The 16252-nt window shown below is 53.2% G+C and carries 10 protein-coding genes; 2 read left to right on the forward strand and 8 right to left on the reverse strand.

Annotated features, from left to right (window positions below):
* Nucleotides 1–6 precede the first annotated feature (6 nt).
* Together IQ22_RS09975 and IQ22_RS09980 are read right to left on the reverse strand one after the other, a co-directional pair.
* Entirely contained in the window at nt 7–288 is a 282-nt protein-coding gene (locus IQ22_RS09975; protein WP_145141284.1) for a hypothetical protein, read from the reverse strand.
* A gap of 165 nt (nt 289–453) precedes the next feature.
* Nucleotides 454–1680, reverse strand: a complete 1227-nt coding sequence (locus IQ22_RS09980) for an MFS transporter (RefSeq protein WP_145141725.1) — start codon at nt 1678–1680, stop codon at nt 454–456.
* Nucleotides 1681–1947: 267 nt separating this feature from the next.
* On the opposite strand from IQ22_RS09980, the gene IQ22_RS09985 reads away from it, so the two are divergent.
* On the forward strand, nt 1948–2865 hold the full coding sequence (locus IQ22_RS09985) for a LysR family transcriptional regulator (RefSeq protein WP_145141287.1): 918 nt from the start codon (nt 1948–1950) through the stop codon (nt 2863–2865).
* Here IQ22_RS09985 and IQ22_RS09990 read toward each other — a convergent pair.
* From IQ22_RS09990 to IQ22_RS10005, 4 genes are all read right to left on the reverse strand, one after another.
* Nucleotides 2838–4622 carry an SLC13 family permease gene (locus IQ22_RS09990; protein WP_244309077.1) on the reverse strand — a complete coding sequence of 595 codons (1785 nt, stop codon included), beginning with the start codon at nt 4620–4622 and terminating at the stop codon, nt 2838–2840. The genes IQ22_RS09985 and IQ22_RS09990 overlap by 28 nt on opposite strands.
* Before the next feature lie 181 nt (nt 4623–4803).
* Entirely contained in the window at nt 4804–6264 is a 1461-nt protein-coding gene (gene selO / locus IQ22_RS09995; RefSeq protein WP_145141291.1) for a protein adenylyltransferase SelO, read from the reverse strand.
* 55 nt (nt 6265–6319) lie between these two features.
* The gene (gene mscK, locus IQ22_RS10000; RefSeq protein ID WP_145141293.1) at nt 6320–9667 is read right to left on the reverse strand and encodes a mechanosensitive channel MscK; all 3348 of its coding nucleotides are present in this window, start codon (nt 9665–9667) and stop codon (nt 6320–6322) included.
* Between the two features lie 93 nt (nt 9668–9760).
* Nucleotides 9761–11497 carry a potassium/proton antiporter gene (locus tag IQ22_RS10005; protein WP_145141295.1) on the reverse strand — a complete coding sequence of 579 codons (1737 nt, stop codon included), beginning with the start codon at nt 11495–11497 and terminating at the stop codon, nt 9761–9763.
* Between the two features lie 156 nt (nt 11498–11653).
* On the opposite strand from IQ22_RS10005, the gene IQ22_RS10010 reads away from it, so the two are divergent.
* Nucleotides 11654–12499: a 23S rRNA (adenine(2030)-N(6))-methyltransferase RlmJ gene (locus IQ22_RS10010; protein WP_145141297.1), complete on the forward strand. Its 846-nt coding sequence runs from the start codon at nt 11654–11656 to the stop codon at nt 12497–12499.
* A 1-nt stretch (nt 12500) separates the two neighbouring features.
* On the opposite strand, the gene msrA is transcribed toward IQ22_RS10010, so the two are convergent.
* Nucleotides 12501–13148 (reverse strand): peptide-methionine (S)-S-oxide reductase MsrA, encoded by a 648-nt coding sequence (gene msrA, locus IQ22_RS10015; RefSeq protein ID WP_145141299.1) that lies wholly within the window; start codon nt 13146–13148, stop codon nt 12501–12503.
* A 94-nt stretch (nt 13149–13242) separates the two neighbouring features.
* Nucleotides 13243–15936: a putative bifunctional diguanylate cyclase/phosphodiesterase gene (locus IQ22_RS10020; protein ID WP_145141301.1), complete on the reverse strand. Its 2694-nt coding sequence runs from the start codon at nt 15934–15936 to the stop codon at nt 13243–13245.
* Nucleotides 15937–16252: the final 316 nt, after the last annotated feature.

Consider the following 16252-nt stretch of genomic DNA (forward strand, 5'->3'; position numbering starts at 1 on the left):
GCTAATTTAGGGCTGTTGATAATGCCCAGGAGTTGTACCTGACTTGTGCTTAGGGATGCCTGTGACACGGATGTCATGGATACCATGAGACTCAGCCAATTGCATGATTTCTTCCGGAGCGGCATCGGCCGACGGCATGGCTAAACTATTTTCCGCATCGGCTTGGTGTTGTTCGATCAATTTCAGAGCTGCCTGATGTACTGGCATCTCATCGCTATCTGACTCGATCGTAGTAGCCTTGGGATCATTGTTATGTATGTAATTTACTTCATACAAATGGCTGGACATGCTGTCATCTCCTGATGATAAGGCGTGCCTGAAAAAAGTTGCGACGCTCTTATTGCGGACCGGTAACTGACAGTGCAGGTTCCATAGTTCGGATTAGCGTAAAGAGTGAACGATTAAAGCTGCTACCCCTGGCTATTTCTTATCAATAGCCAGGGGTAGCCTTTTTCAGTGGGCAACAGCTTTAACATTTAGCGGAAGGGCCGGAAGCCGGCTCAGATGCAGTGCTACAGCCAGGGCGGCTATCAGAAGTGTGCCGATAAACAAACCCACTCCATTCCAGCCAGCTTCATGCCAGAAAACACCGCCGAGTGTTCCGGCCACGCTTGAACCTACGTAATAGCAGAATAAGTAAAGTGAGGACGCCTGGCCCTTGGCCTGTCGTGCACGGCGACCGATCCAGCTGCTGGCTACTGAGTGAGCACCGAAGAAGCCGAAGGTGAACAGCAGCATGCCAATCAGGACCAGAGCAAGCGGCGTAAATAGGGTGAGAAGCAGCCCGCTGAGCATGAGCAGGATTACTGCCCAGAAGACGCGCCGACGGCCTAGTTTGTCAGCCAGAGAGCCGATCTGCGCAGAGCTGTAGATGCCCGATAGATATACTACTGACAAAACACCAACTACAGCCTGACTCATGTAATAAGGTTCGCCGAGCAAGCGGTAGCCTATATAGTTGAACAAGGTGACGAAGGCGCCCATTAAGAGGAAGCCTTCAAGGAACAACCAAGGCAAGCCTCCATCGCGAAAGTGCTGGGTAAATCCTCTGATTACATTATTCGGCTGCAACGGGGTTGGGCGGAAATGCCGCGATTCGGGAAGGCGACGCCAGAACATAATGGCTGCTATTAATGCCAAGGCGCCTAGAGCAGCCAATGCAACCCTCCATGAAACAAAGTCAACCAGCACGCCGCTAATAACACGACCGCTCATGCCGCCCAAGGCATTACCGCTGATATACAGACCCATCGCCAAGCCAATATGCTGAGGGTGGATTTCTTCAGAAAGATAGGTCATGGCCACGGCTGCCAGGCCGGACAGTGATAGGCCTACCAGTGCACGCATGACCAGGATGCCTTCCCATGTGGGCATGACCGCACTGGCTAACGTAAAGAGCGCTGCGGCGAACAGTGAAACCACCATGACTGGCTTGCGTCCGATAGCATCGGAAATCGGCCCGGTTATAAGCAGCCCGACAGCCATCATTCCAGTCGAGACTGAAAGCGCTAGGCTGCTACTGGCAGCTGAGATACCAAAGACTTGTGAAAAAAGCGGCATCATCGGCTGTACACAATACAGCAGTGCGAAGGTAGCGAAGCCGCCGCAGAATAGGGCGAGGGCAGTATGGATAAACTGACGTGTACCTTTTTCGATATACGGCTCGGACGCCTGATGCATGGTTTGATTGGCCGCCTCACCTACTAAGGGGCTAGGCGCAGGTTCTTCATCAGATGACGTGCACTCTGTAGCAGAGCGTACAGCAAACTTACTCACGATAACCTCATGACAATAAAGCAGAAATGAACGACCCCGGCGCAATGTGAAAACTACACTGCGCAGGCTAGGAAGATTGTTATTGGATAGAACAAAGGATATGTCGTGTTTTATTAGCTTTCCAATATATTGTTCGACTGCTTTGATATGTTTTACATATCATTAGAGGCTATGGAACTTAGACATCTGCGTTATTTTGTAGCCGTGGCCGATGAGCTGCACTTTGGGCGTGCAGCAGAACTCTTGGGTATTTCACAGCCTCCGCTGAGTCAACAGATTCAAGCGCTAGAGCAGGAGGTAGGTGCACGTTTGTTTGACCGAACCAATCGGCGTGTTTCGCTAACCGAAGCAGGACGACTTTTTCTTGATGAGGCCAGACTGGTACTTGCCCAGGCTGACAAGGCGGCAGATGTCGCGCGTCGTGCTCAGCGTGGTGAGTTAGGTGAGTTACAGGTGGGCTTTACCGTTTCGGCTCCCTTTGTAAGTACAGTCCCTCGCTCGATTTTTGCCTTTCGCCAACGATTTCCTTCCGTCCATTTGGCTCTTCAGGAAATGAGCAGTCGAGAGCAGACTGAGGCCTTGGTAGAGGGCCGTCTTCAAGTAGGGCTGATTCGGCCCATTACCCTGCCAGAAGGGGTGGTTGCTGTTGAACTGTTCAGCGAGCCGCTAGTCGCTGTCATGCGCTCCGATCATCCTCTTGCTCAAGGCAGTGAAGACGGACTTATGCTCAAGGATTTAGCTGAAGAACCATTCGTGTACTTTCCCAGAACCTATGGCACAGGCCTGTATAACCAACTGATCAGTCTGGCGCAGCGGGCCGGGTTTAGTCCCAATATTGTGCAAGAGGCACGTGAGACGACTATCATCATTGGGCTGGTAGCCGCAGGTTTAGGCGTTTCCATATTGCCGGCGACTTATCAACGCATGCGCATTGAAGGTGTGGTGTACCGGACCTTGCTTGATAACGATGCAACCTCTGCCGTCTGGCTGATACACCGAAAACACGAGCGCTCACCGCTGGCAAAGGCTTTTATCAAGCTTCTGATCAGCGATGCCGAGTTTCACGCCGGCACGAGTGGCCAGAAATAAGGAATAACAAGCAAGGCGACGATAACCATCAAAATATTGAGCGGAATTCCTATCCGCATGAAGTCGCTAAACCGATAGCCTCCTGCGTTATAGACGAAGGTATTGGTCTGATAGCCGATTGGTGTTGCAAAGCTTACGCTGGCAGCAAACATTACGGCCACTACAAAGGGGCGCGGATCTATACCCAGTTGCTGGGCCACGCCAATGGCAATGGGCGTCAGGAGCACACCTACTGCATTGTTGGATAAGAGCTCGGTTAGTACAGTTGTTAGCAGATAAATGAAGGCTAGCATGAACAACGGACTGTTATGAGGTAAAGCATTCATGGTGTGTTGAACAACAAGGTCAACCAGTCCCACCTTGTCCATTGCGATACTGATGGCAAGCATGCCGAAGATCAGACCCAGGATCTTCCACTCAACTGCTTTGTACGCTTCCTCTACATCCAGGCATCCTGTTGCAATAACCGTGGCGGCTGCAATCATGGCCAGTCCTTCAATTGGCATGACATTGAAGGCAGCCAGCAACATGACTGCGAGTGTAGCCAGTAAGGCAATAGGAGCCTTGTCTCGACGGTACGCACGTTCTTGAACGGCATTCAAGCTGATCAGGTCACCATTGTCGGCAAAGCGTTTAATCTGGGTCGGCGTGCCCTCAACTAACATTACATCGCCAAAATGCAGCTGAAACTCTTCCAGATTGGTTTGGATATTTTCAGCTTGACGATGCACTGCCAACAGATTGATACCGTAGCGGGCCGCCAGATCCAGATCGCGCATCGGGCGATGGATATAACGTGAGTTGCGGCCTACGATTGCCTCAACCAGAATCAGGTCCTCAGTGCTTAACGTTTCGAAGCCTTCACCCCGATGGAAGGTAAGATGGCCGCGCTCGCGCATTTCCACCACGTCCTTGACCTCGCCGTGGAGAACCAGTCGATCGTTTTCGGCTAGACGTACATCTTGATAAGGAACAGCCAACTCTTGATTGTTCCTCAATACCTTAAGGACCTGCAGGCCACTGTCGCCGTTTAGGCGAGCTTCGCTCAGGCTCTTGCCGATAACCGGAGAGTCCGACGGTACACGCAGTTCCGCAACAAAGGTGCGGCCAAGATCGGGGCGCAGCTGTTTCGCCAAGCTTTCACGATCGGGCAACAGACGATTGCTGAACAGCATCAGATAGACAAGGCCTACAACCGCGAACACTAATGCTGCTGGGGTAATTTCAAACATGCTGAAAGGTTCAAGGCCGGCCTTTCGGGCTACGCCATCCACCAAAATGTTGGTTGATGTTCCGATCATGGTCAGCATACCTCCCAAGATCGTGGCGTAAGACAGCGGAATCAGCAATTTAGAGGAAGCCGTATTCGCGCGGCGTGCCAAAGCGATGGCTACCGGGGTCAGGATAGCCACGACAGGCGTGTTGTTCAGAAAGGCAGAAACAGCTAGAGCTGTCAGGCTAAGGCCAGCCAGAACACGAAAAGGATCGCTACCAACCAGATTGCCTAACCAATTACCCAATTTATCGATACAGCCGGTACGCTCAAGCGCGGCAGATAACACGAACATGCAGGCAATCGTTGCGGGAGCAGAATTGGACAGGACGCTAAGAACTTCCTTTGGCGTTAGTATCTGCACTACCAGCAAAGCGGCTACCGCAACGGCTGCTACAACATCGGCACTCCATTTCTCTCTGAGAAAGGAAATCAGCAGCCAGATCAGTAAGCCAGCGACGAACAGCAATGAAAAGGTTTCCACAAGCTTCCTTAGACGCAACGAATCTCATGTGAGGTATCGGGCGTACCGGGACGCCTAGCCCGGCGCACAATAGAGTGCTGTTTAGAACTTGTCTAATATGATTTGAACAGTATCTTATTCCTTTGAGCTATTAAAAAAGAAATAAGATACTGCTTTTCTGGAAAGCGGCTCGCCTGAAGAATTAGGATGAGCAGCTAATTTCGAGATGTTTTCCCCAGTCCGGCGGCCGCTGGGCGAATCGATCGCAGCCAGCTTGAGACTCAAAGGGGCGAGTCAAAACTTTATGAAGCAGGCGTACCTCCTCATAATTACCTGCTTCGGCCTGCTCAATCGCTTGCTGAGCCAAATAGTTTCGCAGGATATACAGGGGGTTCACCCCGTGCATCCGGGAGCGTCGTGCGCTCTGATCGCTCCCTTCCTTTTCGACGCGGGCCAGATACAGCTTACTCCAGGCATCAAAACCGGATAGGTCGATAAAGTCGTTTCTTAGCGCTTCCAGGGCTTGTACTGGTGCTTCTTCGCCGAGACGACGAAAGAACAATGTGTAGTCTACCGAGCTACCCTGCATTAAGCCCAATAAGCGCTCGATCAATGTCGCATCGTCTGCTTGTTCAGTAACAAGCCCCAGGCGGCGACGCATCAGCGCTTGGTAATGCGTTTGATAAAGCGGCAGGAACAAGTCCAGCGTTGCCTTTAGGGTTTCGGTAGGAATCTTTGGCGTCAAGGTTTGAGCTAACGCTGCTAGGTTCCAATGGGCAATGGGAACTTGATTACTGTAGGAGTAGCGACCGCTGTAGTCGGAGTGGTTACAAATGAAATTGGCGTCAAAGTCGTCCAGAAAAGCATAGGGACCAAAATCGAAAGTAATGCCCAAAATGGACATGTTGTCCGTATTCATAACCCCATGGCAGAAACCATACGCTTGCCAATAGGCGATCAGTTCGGCATTACGTTCAACGACCTCGCGGAAGAAGGCCACATAAGGCTCTGGTTGCCCTAGGCAGTGAGGATAATGCCACTCCAGAACATGCTGCCCTAGAATATCAAGCAGATCATGGCGCTGGGTATAGTAAAAATACTCGAAGTGTCCGAAGCGAATGTGGCTCTGGGCTAAGCGCAGCACCATGGCACCGGTTTCGAGGCGCTCGCGAACAACTTGTGTTGTAGAGCCTGTAACGCACAGGGCCCGGCTGGTAGGAATACCCAGCGCGTGGAGTGCTTCTGATGCTAGAAACTCGCGAATAGACGAACGCAGCACGGCGCGACCGTCCCCCATCCGTGAGTAAGGCGTCATGCCAGCACCTTTCAAATGCAGGTCCCAATGTTCCCCCGCATCGTTCACGACCTCTCCTAGCAGTAGGCCGCGCCCGTCTCCCAGACGCGGATTGTAGGAGCCAAACTGGTGTCCCGAATACACCATCGCCCGTGGCTCGGCCGTATCCCATAACTTATGGCCCGAAAAGAGTTCGGTAAAAACGGTTTTTTCCGCCTCTGCACGGTTTAGGTCAAGCAGTGCCATAGCTTCGTCCGAGACGACTACCAGGCGCGGATTGTCGATGGGTTTAGGCTGGACAGGGGTCGAAAAATCGTCACCCAGGCGGGCGAAGCGATTATCGAACTCAAGTTCCTCAAGCGTTTTCACAGGCGTCTCCAGACAGCGAGGCTTTTTATTCGGACAGCAGGACGCGTCCTTCTGATCATGCCTTTTGTCCTGAATCCGGTGAAACGCCTGAGTTGCCAGCTATAGGTATCTGGATTCGGTTGAGTAATTGTTCGATACCGTCCATTTTCTTGACGGAAACTTCCAGCTGACGGAATGCGATTTCGATATCATTTTCCCGGAAGAGCTGTTCGATACGCCGGTTGATCTCATCCGTAGCGAAGGCGCGATCACCCAGCTCGCGTACATGAACGCGTAGCTCATGATTTAAAGTGCTTTCACCAAAGGCTTGGAACAGGACCATAGGCTCCGGATCACGCAATACTCGCGGATTATCATAGGCTGCCTGGAAAAGCAGAGCGCGGACCTTTTCAAGGTCTGAGCCGTAGCCCACCCCAATCAACAGCGTGACTCGCGTCATGGTGTCGGTCAGCGTCCAGTTGATTAGCTGGCTGGTCACAAAGGTCTTGTTTGGTACAACTACGGATTTGTTATCGGCATCGACAATATGGGTCGCTCGGATCTGGATACGCTTCACTGTACCGGTCACATTGCCAATGGTAATCAAATCACCGATGCGTACTGGGCGCTCGAACAGGATGATCAGGCCTGAAATGAAGTTACCGAAGATTTCCTGCAGTCCAAAGCCGAGGCCTACGGATAGGGCAGCAGCTAACCACTGAAGCTTATCCCAGCTGACACCTAGGGTTGAGAGTGCACTAATAACACCAATAGTAATAATCGCATGAGAGAGCAGCGTCGTGACAGCATAGGCGGTACCTTGGGCCAGCTGCAGGCGGGACAAGACTAGAACTTCAAGCAGGCCGGGCAGGTTGCGTGCCAGGGCAAAGGTTAGTCCAGCAATAAAGATGGCACTCAGGAAATCCCGTAGGGTAACCGGCACCACTGTAGCGGTTTCGCCGCTTCCTCTGGTGTTTTCATAGAGTGTGATGTTGTCAAGGTAAGAGAAAACAGCCACAACATCTGCCCAAACCCAATAGAGAACTCCTAGGAAGCCTAACCATAATGCGAGCCGGATCAGACGAAGCGATTGCTGGTTGACCTGCTCCATGTCTAGCGCAGGTTCTTCTTCTAATGTTTCACCCAGTTCGGCTGCTTCCTGCTGGTTTTGCCGCCTGGTTAGGGCGCGGTGATAGGCCAACCGCCGTGCCGCTACATTCAGGCCTCGGGCAAGGGCGGCTTCCATAATGATCCACGCCAGCAGTAGATATAGTGTATCGATCAGCCGGTCGGTTAGCTTCAATGACGTGTAGTAGTAGCCCAGGCAAACCGCCAGGAACAGGCCTGCAGGAATAGCCGTAATCATCAGGCCGAGCAATAACCGGATTAACGGTAGGCGTTCCCGCGCGGCTGCATTAAGCAGCGAGCGGCCTAGCATCCACGCCATACCGGCATAACAAACCAATACGATGAGGATGCCAATCACGTCCCCAGCTAGCCCATTGAGCTGACGTTCAGCTATGGCTACTACCGCCATCAGGGCCAACGCCAGAATACCCAGTCGGCGTACCAGACGACGTAGCGAGTCGACTTGAGTGCGCGCCCAGCGGAAGTGCGTCTCAGCCACGCCACCGCTTTCGAGTAGACGATAGACCGTATAGAAGATTAGCCAGCCAACCGCCATTTCCATTAGGGCTGCGCCAATGGCACCATTAAGGCCGCGCTTGTCACTTTCGAGGCCGACCCCTATGAGGGCTAGCGTCAGGCTGACGGGCATGGCGAGCAGAACGGTCAGTACAATAGCCAAAGGTGTATGCAACTGGCTGTCACGCTGGAAATGACCGATGTCCTTGTTCAGAGTATTCAACTTTTCGTACAAATAGTGCCGACGCCAGAGCAGTGTGGCTATTGCGACAACTAAGGGTAGAAAAATTAACAGATGATCCACCAGGCCGGCAGACAATGCCTTAAGGCTGTCCAACCAGGGAACTAGGGTAACTTGCCCCAGCAGGTGCTTGGGAGCGTCCTTGAGCCAACTCCAATCCAAAGGACGATTGCTTGGAATCCAGAACATCTGTTCATCCAAGGTGGCCCTAAGGCTCTCGCTAGTCTTAATGAGTTGCTTCTGACTCAGCTGCAAGGAAATGGATTCGCTGAGAAGAGCGCTGAGTTCAGTACTTAGACGGTCTTGCAGCTCGATACGGGTTTTGACCAGCTCCAACAGTTGCTTGCGCAGTTCAGGCGTAACCTGCTCGGGCGGTTGCTGTGCCAAAAGGTTATCAATATAACCTGTCAGATTTGCCACTTGGGCGCGCTGTTGATTGAGCTCGAATTGATAGAGGCGTAAGTCGGCAATATCGTCTGTTAGGTTCTTGCTGACTTCGACGGTAGGAAGCGATGCACGTTGCTGATAAAGCAATTTAGAGAGCAACAAGCTGCCGCGTAGCACATTAATCTGTTGATCCAGTGTTTCACTGGTTTGTCTAAGCTGGTCGAGTTGTTGTTTGGTTTCCAAGCTACGACGCGTCAGGTCGTTAAGGCGGTCCGTAGCACGTAGCAAATAGTCGGACAACGTCAGGTTAAGCTTGCTTTCCTGTGCCAGTACGTCGTTCGCATTGGCGGCCTGTTGAGATTCTCGGGATAGGGCTGCGAACGTTTCCTCGGATTGTTGGCGCCGCTTGCCGCTGATCAATGCCTGGAGGTCCAGGCTTTCTTGCTCCATGCGTTTGACACGTTCAGTGTAAAGCTCGCGTTGTATTGAGCCTAAGTCCTGCAAGGTACTATTGGCAGACAGTTCCTGCTGGCGCAACTGAATTAAGGCGTTACGCTCGGCCTGTTCGGCCAATAGCTGGTTACGCCGCTCCGGTAGGATAGGTTTGCCATTTTCCCTACCGGCCTTGAGCGTGTCGCTGATCGTTTGGAGGCGAGCTTGCGCATCGCCAATTTCCAATTGCGCCCGCTCCGGACGCGTTTGCGACGTAATAACCAGCGTATTGGCATCGTTCAGAGCATTTTGCCAGTCATTGAGCTGAACGCTGCGCTGGCTTTGCAGATTTTCCAGTTCCCGTGGGCTTAGATTACCGTAGCGCTGGGCTATAGGCTTGTCCGGCTCTTCCCGCAGTTTGGCCAGATCGCGCTGCGCATCCTTGATCAACTGTGGCGCCTGGGCGAGGGTCTTTTTGAGAGCGTTTAGATTCTGCTCATGCTGGGCTTTCTGATCCAGCAACTGCAGGGTTTGTTTCAACATATCCTGCAGGACTTGCTGGTCCGTTGCCGGTAATTTCCGGTCGGCCAGCGAGTCGAGATTCTGCTGGACCTGTTTGGCGTCGGGCAGGGTCGACGAGGTTTCTTGGGCTTGAGCCAGTGATGTGCAGAAGCACAGGCTTAGCAGGAGAAAGGACAGCAGGGGACGCAAGGCTGACATGGTCGAGTCTGATAGGCTGGAAAGGCGAGGAGGTTAATGGCCTCCTAGGCTATGCGCAACCGCCTCGCCATGACGAGCCGATCAGTGCACGTTTCAAAGGAAAAGTGCCGGACCCGAACGACCTTCCGGGAACTTCACGCCAATCTTGCGTACCCGGTGACCCTCAAGCGATGCTACTGTCCAAATGAGGCCGGCCCATTCTACTTGGTCGCCTATAACGGGTTCACCACCTATTCGCTGAGTCACAAAATGACCTAACGATTGGCTGCCGTCCACATTATCAAGATTGAGTCCATAGAGCGAGGCGACGGCGCGCAATTCGGCATCCGCTTCTAACACGAAATCACCAAAGAAACGCTGCCCACGCTCGGGCGCCTGACTAAACAATCTGCCTAGCGCTGGCAAGTCGTGTTCATGGCCTATGACGCACAGGATGTCGCCAGCTTCAAGAGTAGTGCTGCCGGAGGGATGGAGTAGCTGCTGCCCTCGGAATAAAGCTGCAATCCGTGTATTAGGTGGCATCTTTAGTTCACGCAAGGCTGCGCCGATGCACCATTTTTCCTTTCCTAGCCGATAGACGAATAGCTCCCATTCACTGGTGGGATGTACTTGCAGGCCTGCCCGAGAAAACGGGGCGGGTTCCGGAGGGACGGTAACACGCAACAGTTTAGCGGCTAGCGGCAGGCTGGAGCCTTGCAACAACAGGGAAACCAAGACGATGAAAAAGGCAACGTTGAAAAACAACTGTGCTTGCGGAAGGCCCGCCATCATTGGGAAAACCGCCAGAATGATCGGTACTGCGCCACGCAGGCCTACCCAGGAGATAAAGAGCTTTTCCCGGTCGTGAAACGCACGGAAGGGAAGCAGGCCCAGCATGACCGAGAGGGGGCGCGCTACCAGAATCATCCAGAGGGCAAGACCCAGGGCCGGCAGGGCAATTGGCAGTAGGCTGCGAGGCTCAACTAAAAGGCCAAGGACCAGGAACATCCCGATTTGTGAAAGCCAGGCCATGCCATCAAGCATATGTAACATGCCATGGCGACTACGGATAGGGCGATTGCCCATGACCAGTCCGGCCAGGTAAACCGCCAGAATGCCGCTACCATGCGCTGCATTGGTCAAGGCGAAGATCAGGAGCCCGCCGCTGACTGCAAGCAGAGGATAAAGGCCGTCCGCTAACTGTATCCGGTTGATGAGTTGCAGCAGCAGCCAGCCGCCGCATAGGCCTAGTACACCACCAATAGTGAAATCTCGAATGAAATGCCAAAGTAGCATCCAGCTCAGTTCAGTATGACCACTACCCAGCATTTCAATCAGGGTAACGGTCAGGAACACCGCCATTGGATCGTTGCTGCCGGATTCGATTTCCAGTGTTGCTGTGACACGTTCATTGAGCCCGCGTCCGCCCAGCAGCGAGAAAACGGCTGCCGCGTCGGTGGAGCCTACAATGGCGCCGATTAAAAGCCCTTGAAAAACACTCAGGTCGAATAGCCAGGCGGCAACGGCCCCGGTCAGTCCGGCCGTAATAAGTACACCTACAGTAGCTAAAGAAAGAGCTGGCCATAAGGCCACGCGAAAGCTGGAAACCCGAGTACGTAAACCACCATCGAGCAGAATCACGGCGAGCGCGAGGTTGCCTACCAGATAGGCCAAAGGGTAATTGGTGAAGTTGATCTGCCCAGGACCGTCCACGCCAGCAAGCATGCCTACGCCAAGAAAGATCACCAGAATCGGAATTCCCAGGCGGGACGAAAGGGAACTTACTAGGATGGAGAGGCCAACCAGCACCGCGCCAATCAAGAACAAGCTATTGATTGTTACGGCGTCCAAATCAGGGCTCCTGCGTCATTGAATGGGGCGCCGGGGCGCTTGAGTCTGGATTTAACCTGCTGGGTTGGCATGTTGTCAAAAATAATGCCAGATTCTTGCATATGCATGCGATGAGAAGGCTGCTCCGCTAAACTATGCGGCCCAAAGGAGTTCATCATGAATTATCGCCATGCCTTTCACGCCGGCAATCATGCGGACGTGCTTAAGCATTTTATTCTGTCGCGGGTACTTGGCCTGCTCGGGCGCAAGGAAACCCCATTGGCTTATTTGGACAGCCATTCCGGTCTGGGGTTGTATGATCTGATGGGTGACCAGGCCACGCGGACAGGGGAGTGGAGAGAGGGCATTGCACGCTTATGGGCGGCTTTTGATGTTCCGGCTCCGTTGACATCCTATCTAGACATAGTTCGGGACATGAATCCTGACGGTGAGCTGCGTTTTTATCCGGGCTCGCCTGAAGTTGCACGCCGCCTTACGCGGCCACAGGACCGTCTGCTGTTCAATGAATGGCATCCGGACGATGGTCAGCTGCTCAAGGCCAACATGGCACAGGATCGTCGAACGGTAATTCATCAGCGTGACGGCTGGCTGCTGCCGAAAGCACTGCTGCCCACTCAGGAAAAACGTGCGGTTCTACTGGTTGATCCGCCTTTTGAACAGGCAGACGATTGGACGCGTTGTGCGCTAGCCTTGAAAGAAAGCATTGGTCGTATGCGGCAGAGCGTGGCGATGATCTGGTATCCCATCAAGGATCAACGTCAGCTTAAACGGTTTTATCAAGAGTTGCAGAAAAGCGGAGCACCCAAGCTATTACGAGCGGAGCTTTCAGTTCACCCCGTCGACAATCCCATCGGTCTTAATGGGTCAGGAATGGCCATTGCCAATCCGCCGTGGGGACTGGAGGAGGAACTTCGGCAGGTACTACCCTGGCTGGCTAAGCAGCTATGTCAGAGCCAGTCAGGCTGGCGACTGGACTGGCTGATTGAAGAGCGACCGGCCTGACTCAGGCCGGTAGGCAAACCCCAGTGCCGCGAAGGCCGCAATAGCCGCCGGGATTCTTAGCCAAATACTGTTGATGATAGGGCTCGGCGTAGTAGAACGTGGTAAGCGGTGCGATTTCGGTCGTAATATCCCCATAGCCAGCCCGCGCCAATTCCGCTTGGAAAGCAGCATGGCTGGCTTCAATGATTGCTTGCTGGGCAGGCGTCTCGTAATAGATGGCCGAGCGGTATTGCGTCCCGATGTCGTTTCCCTGACGCATGCCTTGCGTCGGGTCGTGGGCCTCCCAGAAAACCTTGAGTAAGGCTTCTAACGAGGTCTCATGCGGATCGTAAACCACCAGGACTGCTTCCGTGTGGCCAGTCAGGCCTGAGCATACCTCTTCGTAGGTAGGGTTAGGGGTGTAGCCACCCGCATAGCCTGCTGCAGTGGTCCATACGCCCGGTTGTTGCCATAGGCGTCTTTCTGCGCCCCAGAAGCAGCCTAGCCCTACCACAAGCTGTTCCATATGAGTAGGGAAGGGGGGCTTGAGTGAATGCCCATTGACATAGTGCTGTGCGGGTACAACCAAAGGCGTTGCCCGGCCAGGTAGGGCTTGCTCAGCGGTAGGTAGTGCATTCTTTTGCGTCAGGATCTGTGAGCGCAGGACCATAGGACTCTCCACACTGTACATCGACGGCTTCGAACGTAGAGACGCTCGATGACCGGCGGATATTATTCATGGGCGGTAAATAGGCGCCCTGGTTTCAACGTGACGTCTTGATCTCCCGCATATAGCGGCGCAGGCTTTCCACGAGTTCTTTGCCAGGGATAGGACGATCGAACAAGTAACCCTGGCCTACATCACAGTGGTGACGACGCAGAAAGTTCAGCTGCTGTGTTGTTTCGATACCCTCGGCGACAACTTTAAGACGCAGGTTATGCGCCATGGCTACCACTGCGGAGGTGATCTCCATATCATCCTGATTATCGGGAATATCCTTAATAAAGCTTCGATCAATCTTAATGACGTCGATTGGAAATTTTTTCAAGTAGCTGAGCGACGAGTAGCCTGTACCAAAATCGTCCATGGCCAGCGAAAGACCGATCTTTTTCATATCCTCTAGTTGTTGTCGGGTCTCATCAGTGGCATCAAGCAACAGGCTTTCAGTCAACTCAAGCTCCAAACGATGAGGGGGTAGGCGCTCTTCCAAGAGAATGCTGCGGATGGAGTTGACCAGTTCCAGATCGGTAAACTGTTTGGGTGACAAATTGATAGCAATCTGCAAGCAGGGTAGACCTGCCATATCCAGCTGACGAATCTGCCGGCATGCTTCCCGGATAACCCATTTCCCTATGGGAATGATCAGTCCGGTTTCCTCGGCCACGCTAATGAACTGGTCGGGCCGGATCATGCCTTTTTCTGGGTGGCGCCAGCGAATCAGGGCTTCGAGGCCTAGCAATTGCCCGCTACGCAGACAAAGTTTTGGCTGATAGTGCAGCTCGAGTTCGTCAAGCTCGAGCGCGCGGCGCAGATTGTCCTGCATGAAAAGTTTGTAGCTGGCTTCGGCTACTAGGGTTTCCGTGTATACCTGAACCCGATTACCACCGCTGGCCTTGGCCTTGTGTAGGGCAAGACCGGCATGTTTCATAAGCGTCTGTGGGTCCATCCCATGATCAGGTGTAACTGTCAGGCCAATCGAGCAACTGACCAAGGTCGACAGATTGTCTACGTGAACAGGTTTGTCGAGTGTCATCAGCAGGGAACTGGCGGCATCGAGCCCCTCGCTAACCGTCTTGTCTTCCAGTAATACGGCAAACTCGTTACTGGCAATACGGGCAATCAGCGTGCCTTGACCCAAGGTAGTCTGCAGTCGTCGCGCCAGGGTTACAAGCAGGTTATCGCCTGCCTGGTGACCTAGGCTATCGTTGATGCGCTTGAATCGGTCAATATCGATCAGGAGTAGACAATTGAGATTTTCCTGCCGCTCGACCAAGCGTTTCTCGAGACGCTCAATGAAATAGTTCCGGTTAGCAAGTCCTGTCAGTGTATCGCGATGAGCCAGCTGCTCTATGCTTTGCAGCGCTAACTTGGCCTGAGTTACGTCTTCCAAAATGCCGATATAGTGGGTCAGCTCTCCGCTGTCGGAAAACACTTTGGAGAGGGACAGCTGGCCCCAATAGAGTTCATGATTCTTGCGCTCGCAGCGTATTTCACCCTGCCAGCTGCTTTGCTTTTCCAGCGCGGCATAGGCGTCGGGCAGGCAGTCGGACCAGTTTATGAGGGCTGGTAGCGTTGTGATCGGCTGACCACAAACCTCTTCCGAGGAATACTGCGTGATGGCAGTAAAACTAGGAGTGATGTATTCAATGATGCCTTCTCGATTGACCAGAAGAAATGCATTGGCACTCTGTTCGACTGCCCGTTGGAACAAGTGAAGAGCATGGGTTGCATTACGGCGCTCATGGCTGCTTAACACTTTTGCATACTGGTCGGCTAGTTCACAGACGAAGGTGATTTCATCGTCATGCCAGGGGCGCAGTGCTCCGGTTTGCTCCAGGCTCAATACGCCTACTATCTTGCCATCCACACGAATGCTTGCATCAAGTAGAGATAAAATGCCAGCTGGTATCAGATAATCCGAAGCTCGTTCAATGGTTCGCGGATCGCTCTGAGCATCGCTGGCATCGATAGGACCCTGTGCTAGGGCCTCCATGTAGTGTGGCAGCGCTGTCAAATCCCAGTAATCAGGTGTCGCAAGCCCACTGGAGACGCTTTCATACAAATAGATCCGCTGTAGACGATTCTCCACGACGCGCCAGATGCTGGCTCGTGTCACACAGCAGGCTTCGCAGCTCGCACGGGTCATTCTTTGCGCTGCTTCTAGCAAGGGATCGCTGGAGCGATAGGCCTGCTGAGCCAGTTGCATCAGGAGATGACGTTGTGCCTGGGTCCGCTCGATATGGGCCTGCTCATATATGCAGGATTGCTCGAGCAGAGCCAAAGAGGCTTTCAGGTCGGTATTCTGAGCGATCAACTCGCTCAGTTGCGGGTCGCTTGCCATGTCCCGCTCAAGCGGAATCATATAGCCATGAAGAAGTTCTCGCCCATGACGACGAATACTTTCTCCCAGTTCAATTAAGGTCACGACTCCGTCAGGGCAATGCAGAGAGTAGCGAACCGCATAGCGCTTGTTCTTAACCAGTTGATGCTGGATATCTTCATGCAGGCTATGACGTGCGACAGGCTCCATGAGGCTGGCAAAAGGTGAATCCAGTAACGAGCATAACGCATGAGCCGGAAGGCCAAGCCTCTGCTCACAGGACTGGTCCAGATAGAGAAGCGTCCAGCTGGGCTCGTTCAACCGCTCGAAGCACAGCATACCCAGCCGTCTAGGATCGGGCAGCGGCGTGACAGCCTCGGCCACCGACAGGGTTGTCGCATCTGGATGGCTCTTCATGCGAAAGTTCGTTTCAAAATGGCTACTCGACGTGCCAGGCGAAAAAAAGTAACCGAGCGGACTCGATCCATGAATAAAAAGACTGGCACGTCAATAAGCGAAGGGTACTCAATCCGGCGTCCTGCCAATCCAAACAATGCATTCGATAGGGCTTTCATCCAATGCGCAAGGTTGCATGAAGGACTCGGCGCTGGCAAGCCTCTCAGATAGGGCTTCTAACGTTTCTCTCGTATGAGCTGTATCGATCCAGCGCATCAGATTCTTTAAAAAAAACCCTGCCAAGCGACAGGGTTTCGGATAACTGGCCTTACGGCCA

The organism is Pseudomonas duriflava (assembly GCF_007830155.1).
Lineage (GTDB): Bacteria > Pseudomonadota > Gammaproteobacteria > Pseudomonadales > Pseudomonadaceae > Chryseomonas > Chryseomonas duriflava.

What these genes read in the sequence shown, in the direction of transcription:
- IQ22_RS09975 (WP_145141284.1), bottom strand. Translation starts at nt 288, where the DNA reads ATGTCCAGCCATTTGTATGAAGTAAATTACATACATAACAATGATCCC.
- IQ22_RS09980 (WP_145141725.1), bottom strand. Translation starts at nt 1,680, where the DNA reads ATGCATCAGGCGTCCGAGCCGTATATCGAAAAAGGTACACGTCAGTTT.
- IQ22_RS09985 (WP_145141287.1), top strand. Translation starts at nt 1,948, where the DNA reads ATGGAACTTAGACATCTGCGTTATTTTGTAGCCGTGGCCGATGAGCTG.
- mscK (WP_145141293.1), bottom strand. Translation starts at nt 9,667, where the DNA reads ATGTCAGCCTTGCGTCCCCTGCTGTCCTTTCTCCTGCTAAGCCTGTGC.
- IQ22_RS10010 (WP_145141297.1), top strand. Translation starts at nt 11,654, where the DNA reads ATGAATTATCGCCATGCCTTTCACGCCGGCAATCATGCGGACGTGCTT.
- msrA (WP_145141299.1), bottom strand. Translation starts at nt 13,148, where the DNA reads ATGGTCCTGCGCTCACAGATCCTGACGCAAAAGAATGCACTACCTACC.
- IQ22_RS10020 (WP_145141301.1), bottom strand. Translation starts at nt 15,936, where the DNA reads ATGAAGAGCCATCCAGATGCGACAACCCTGTCGGTGGCCGAGGCTGTC.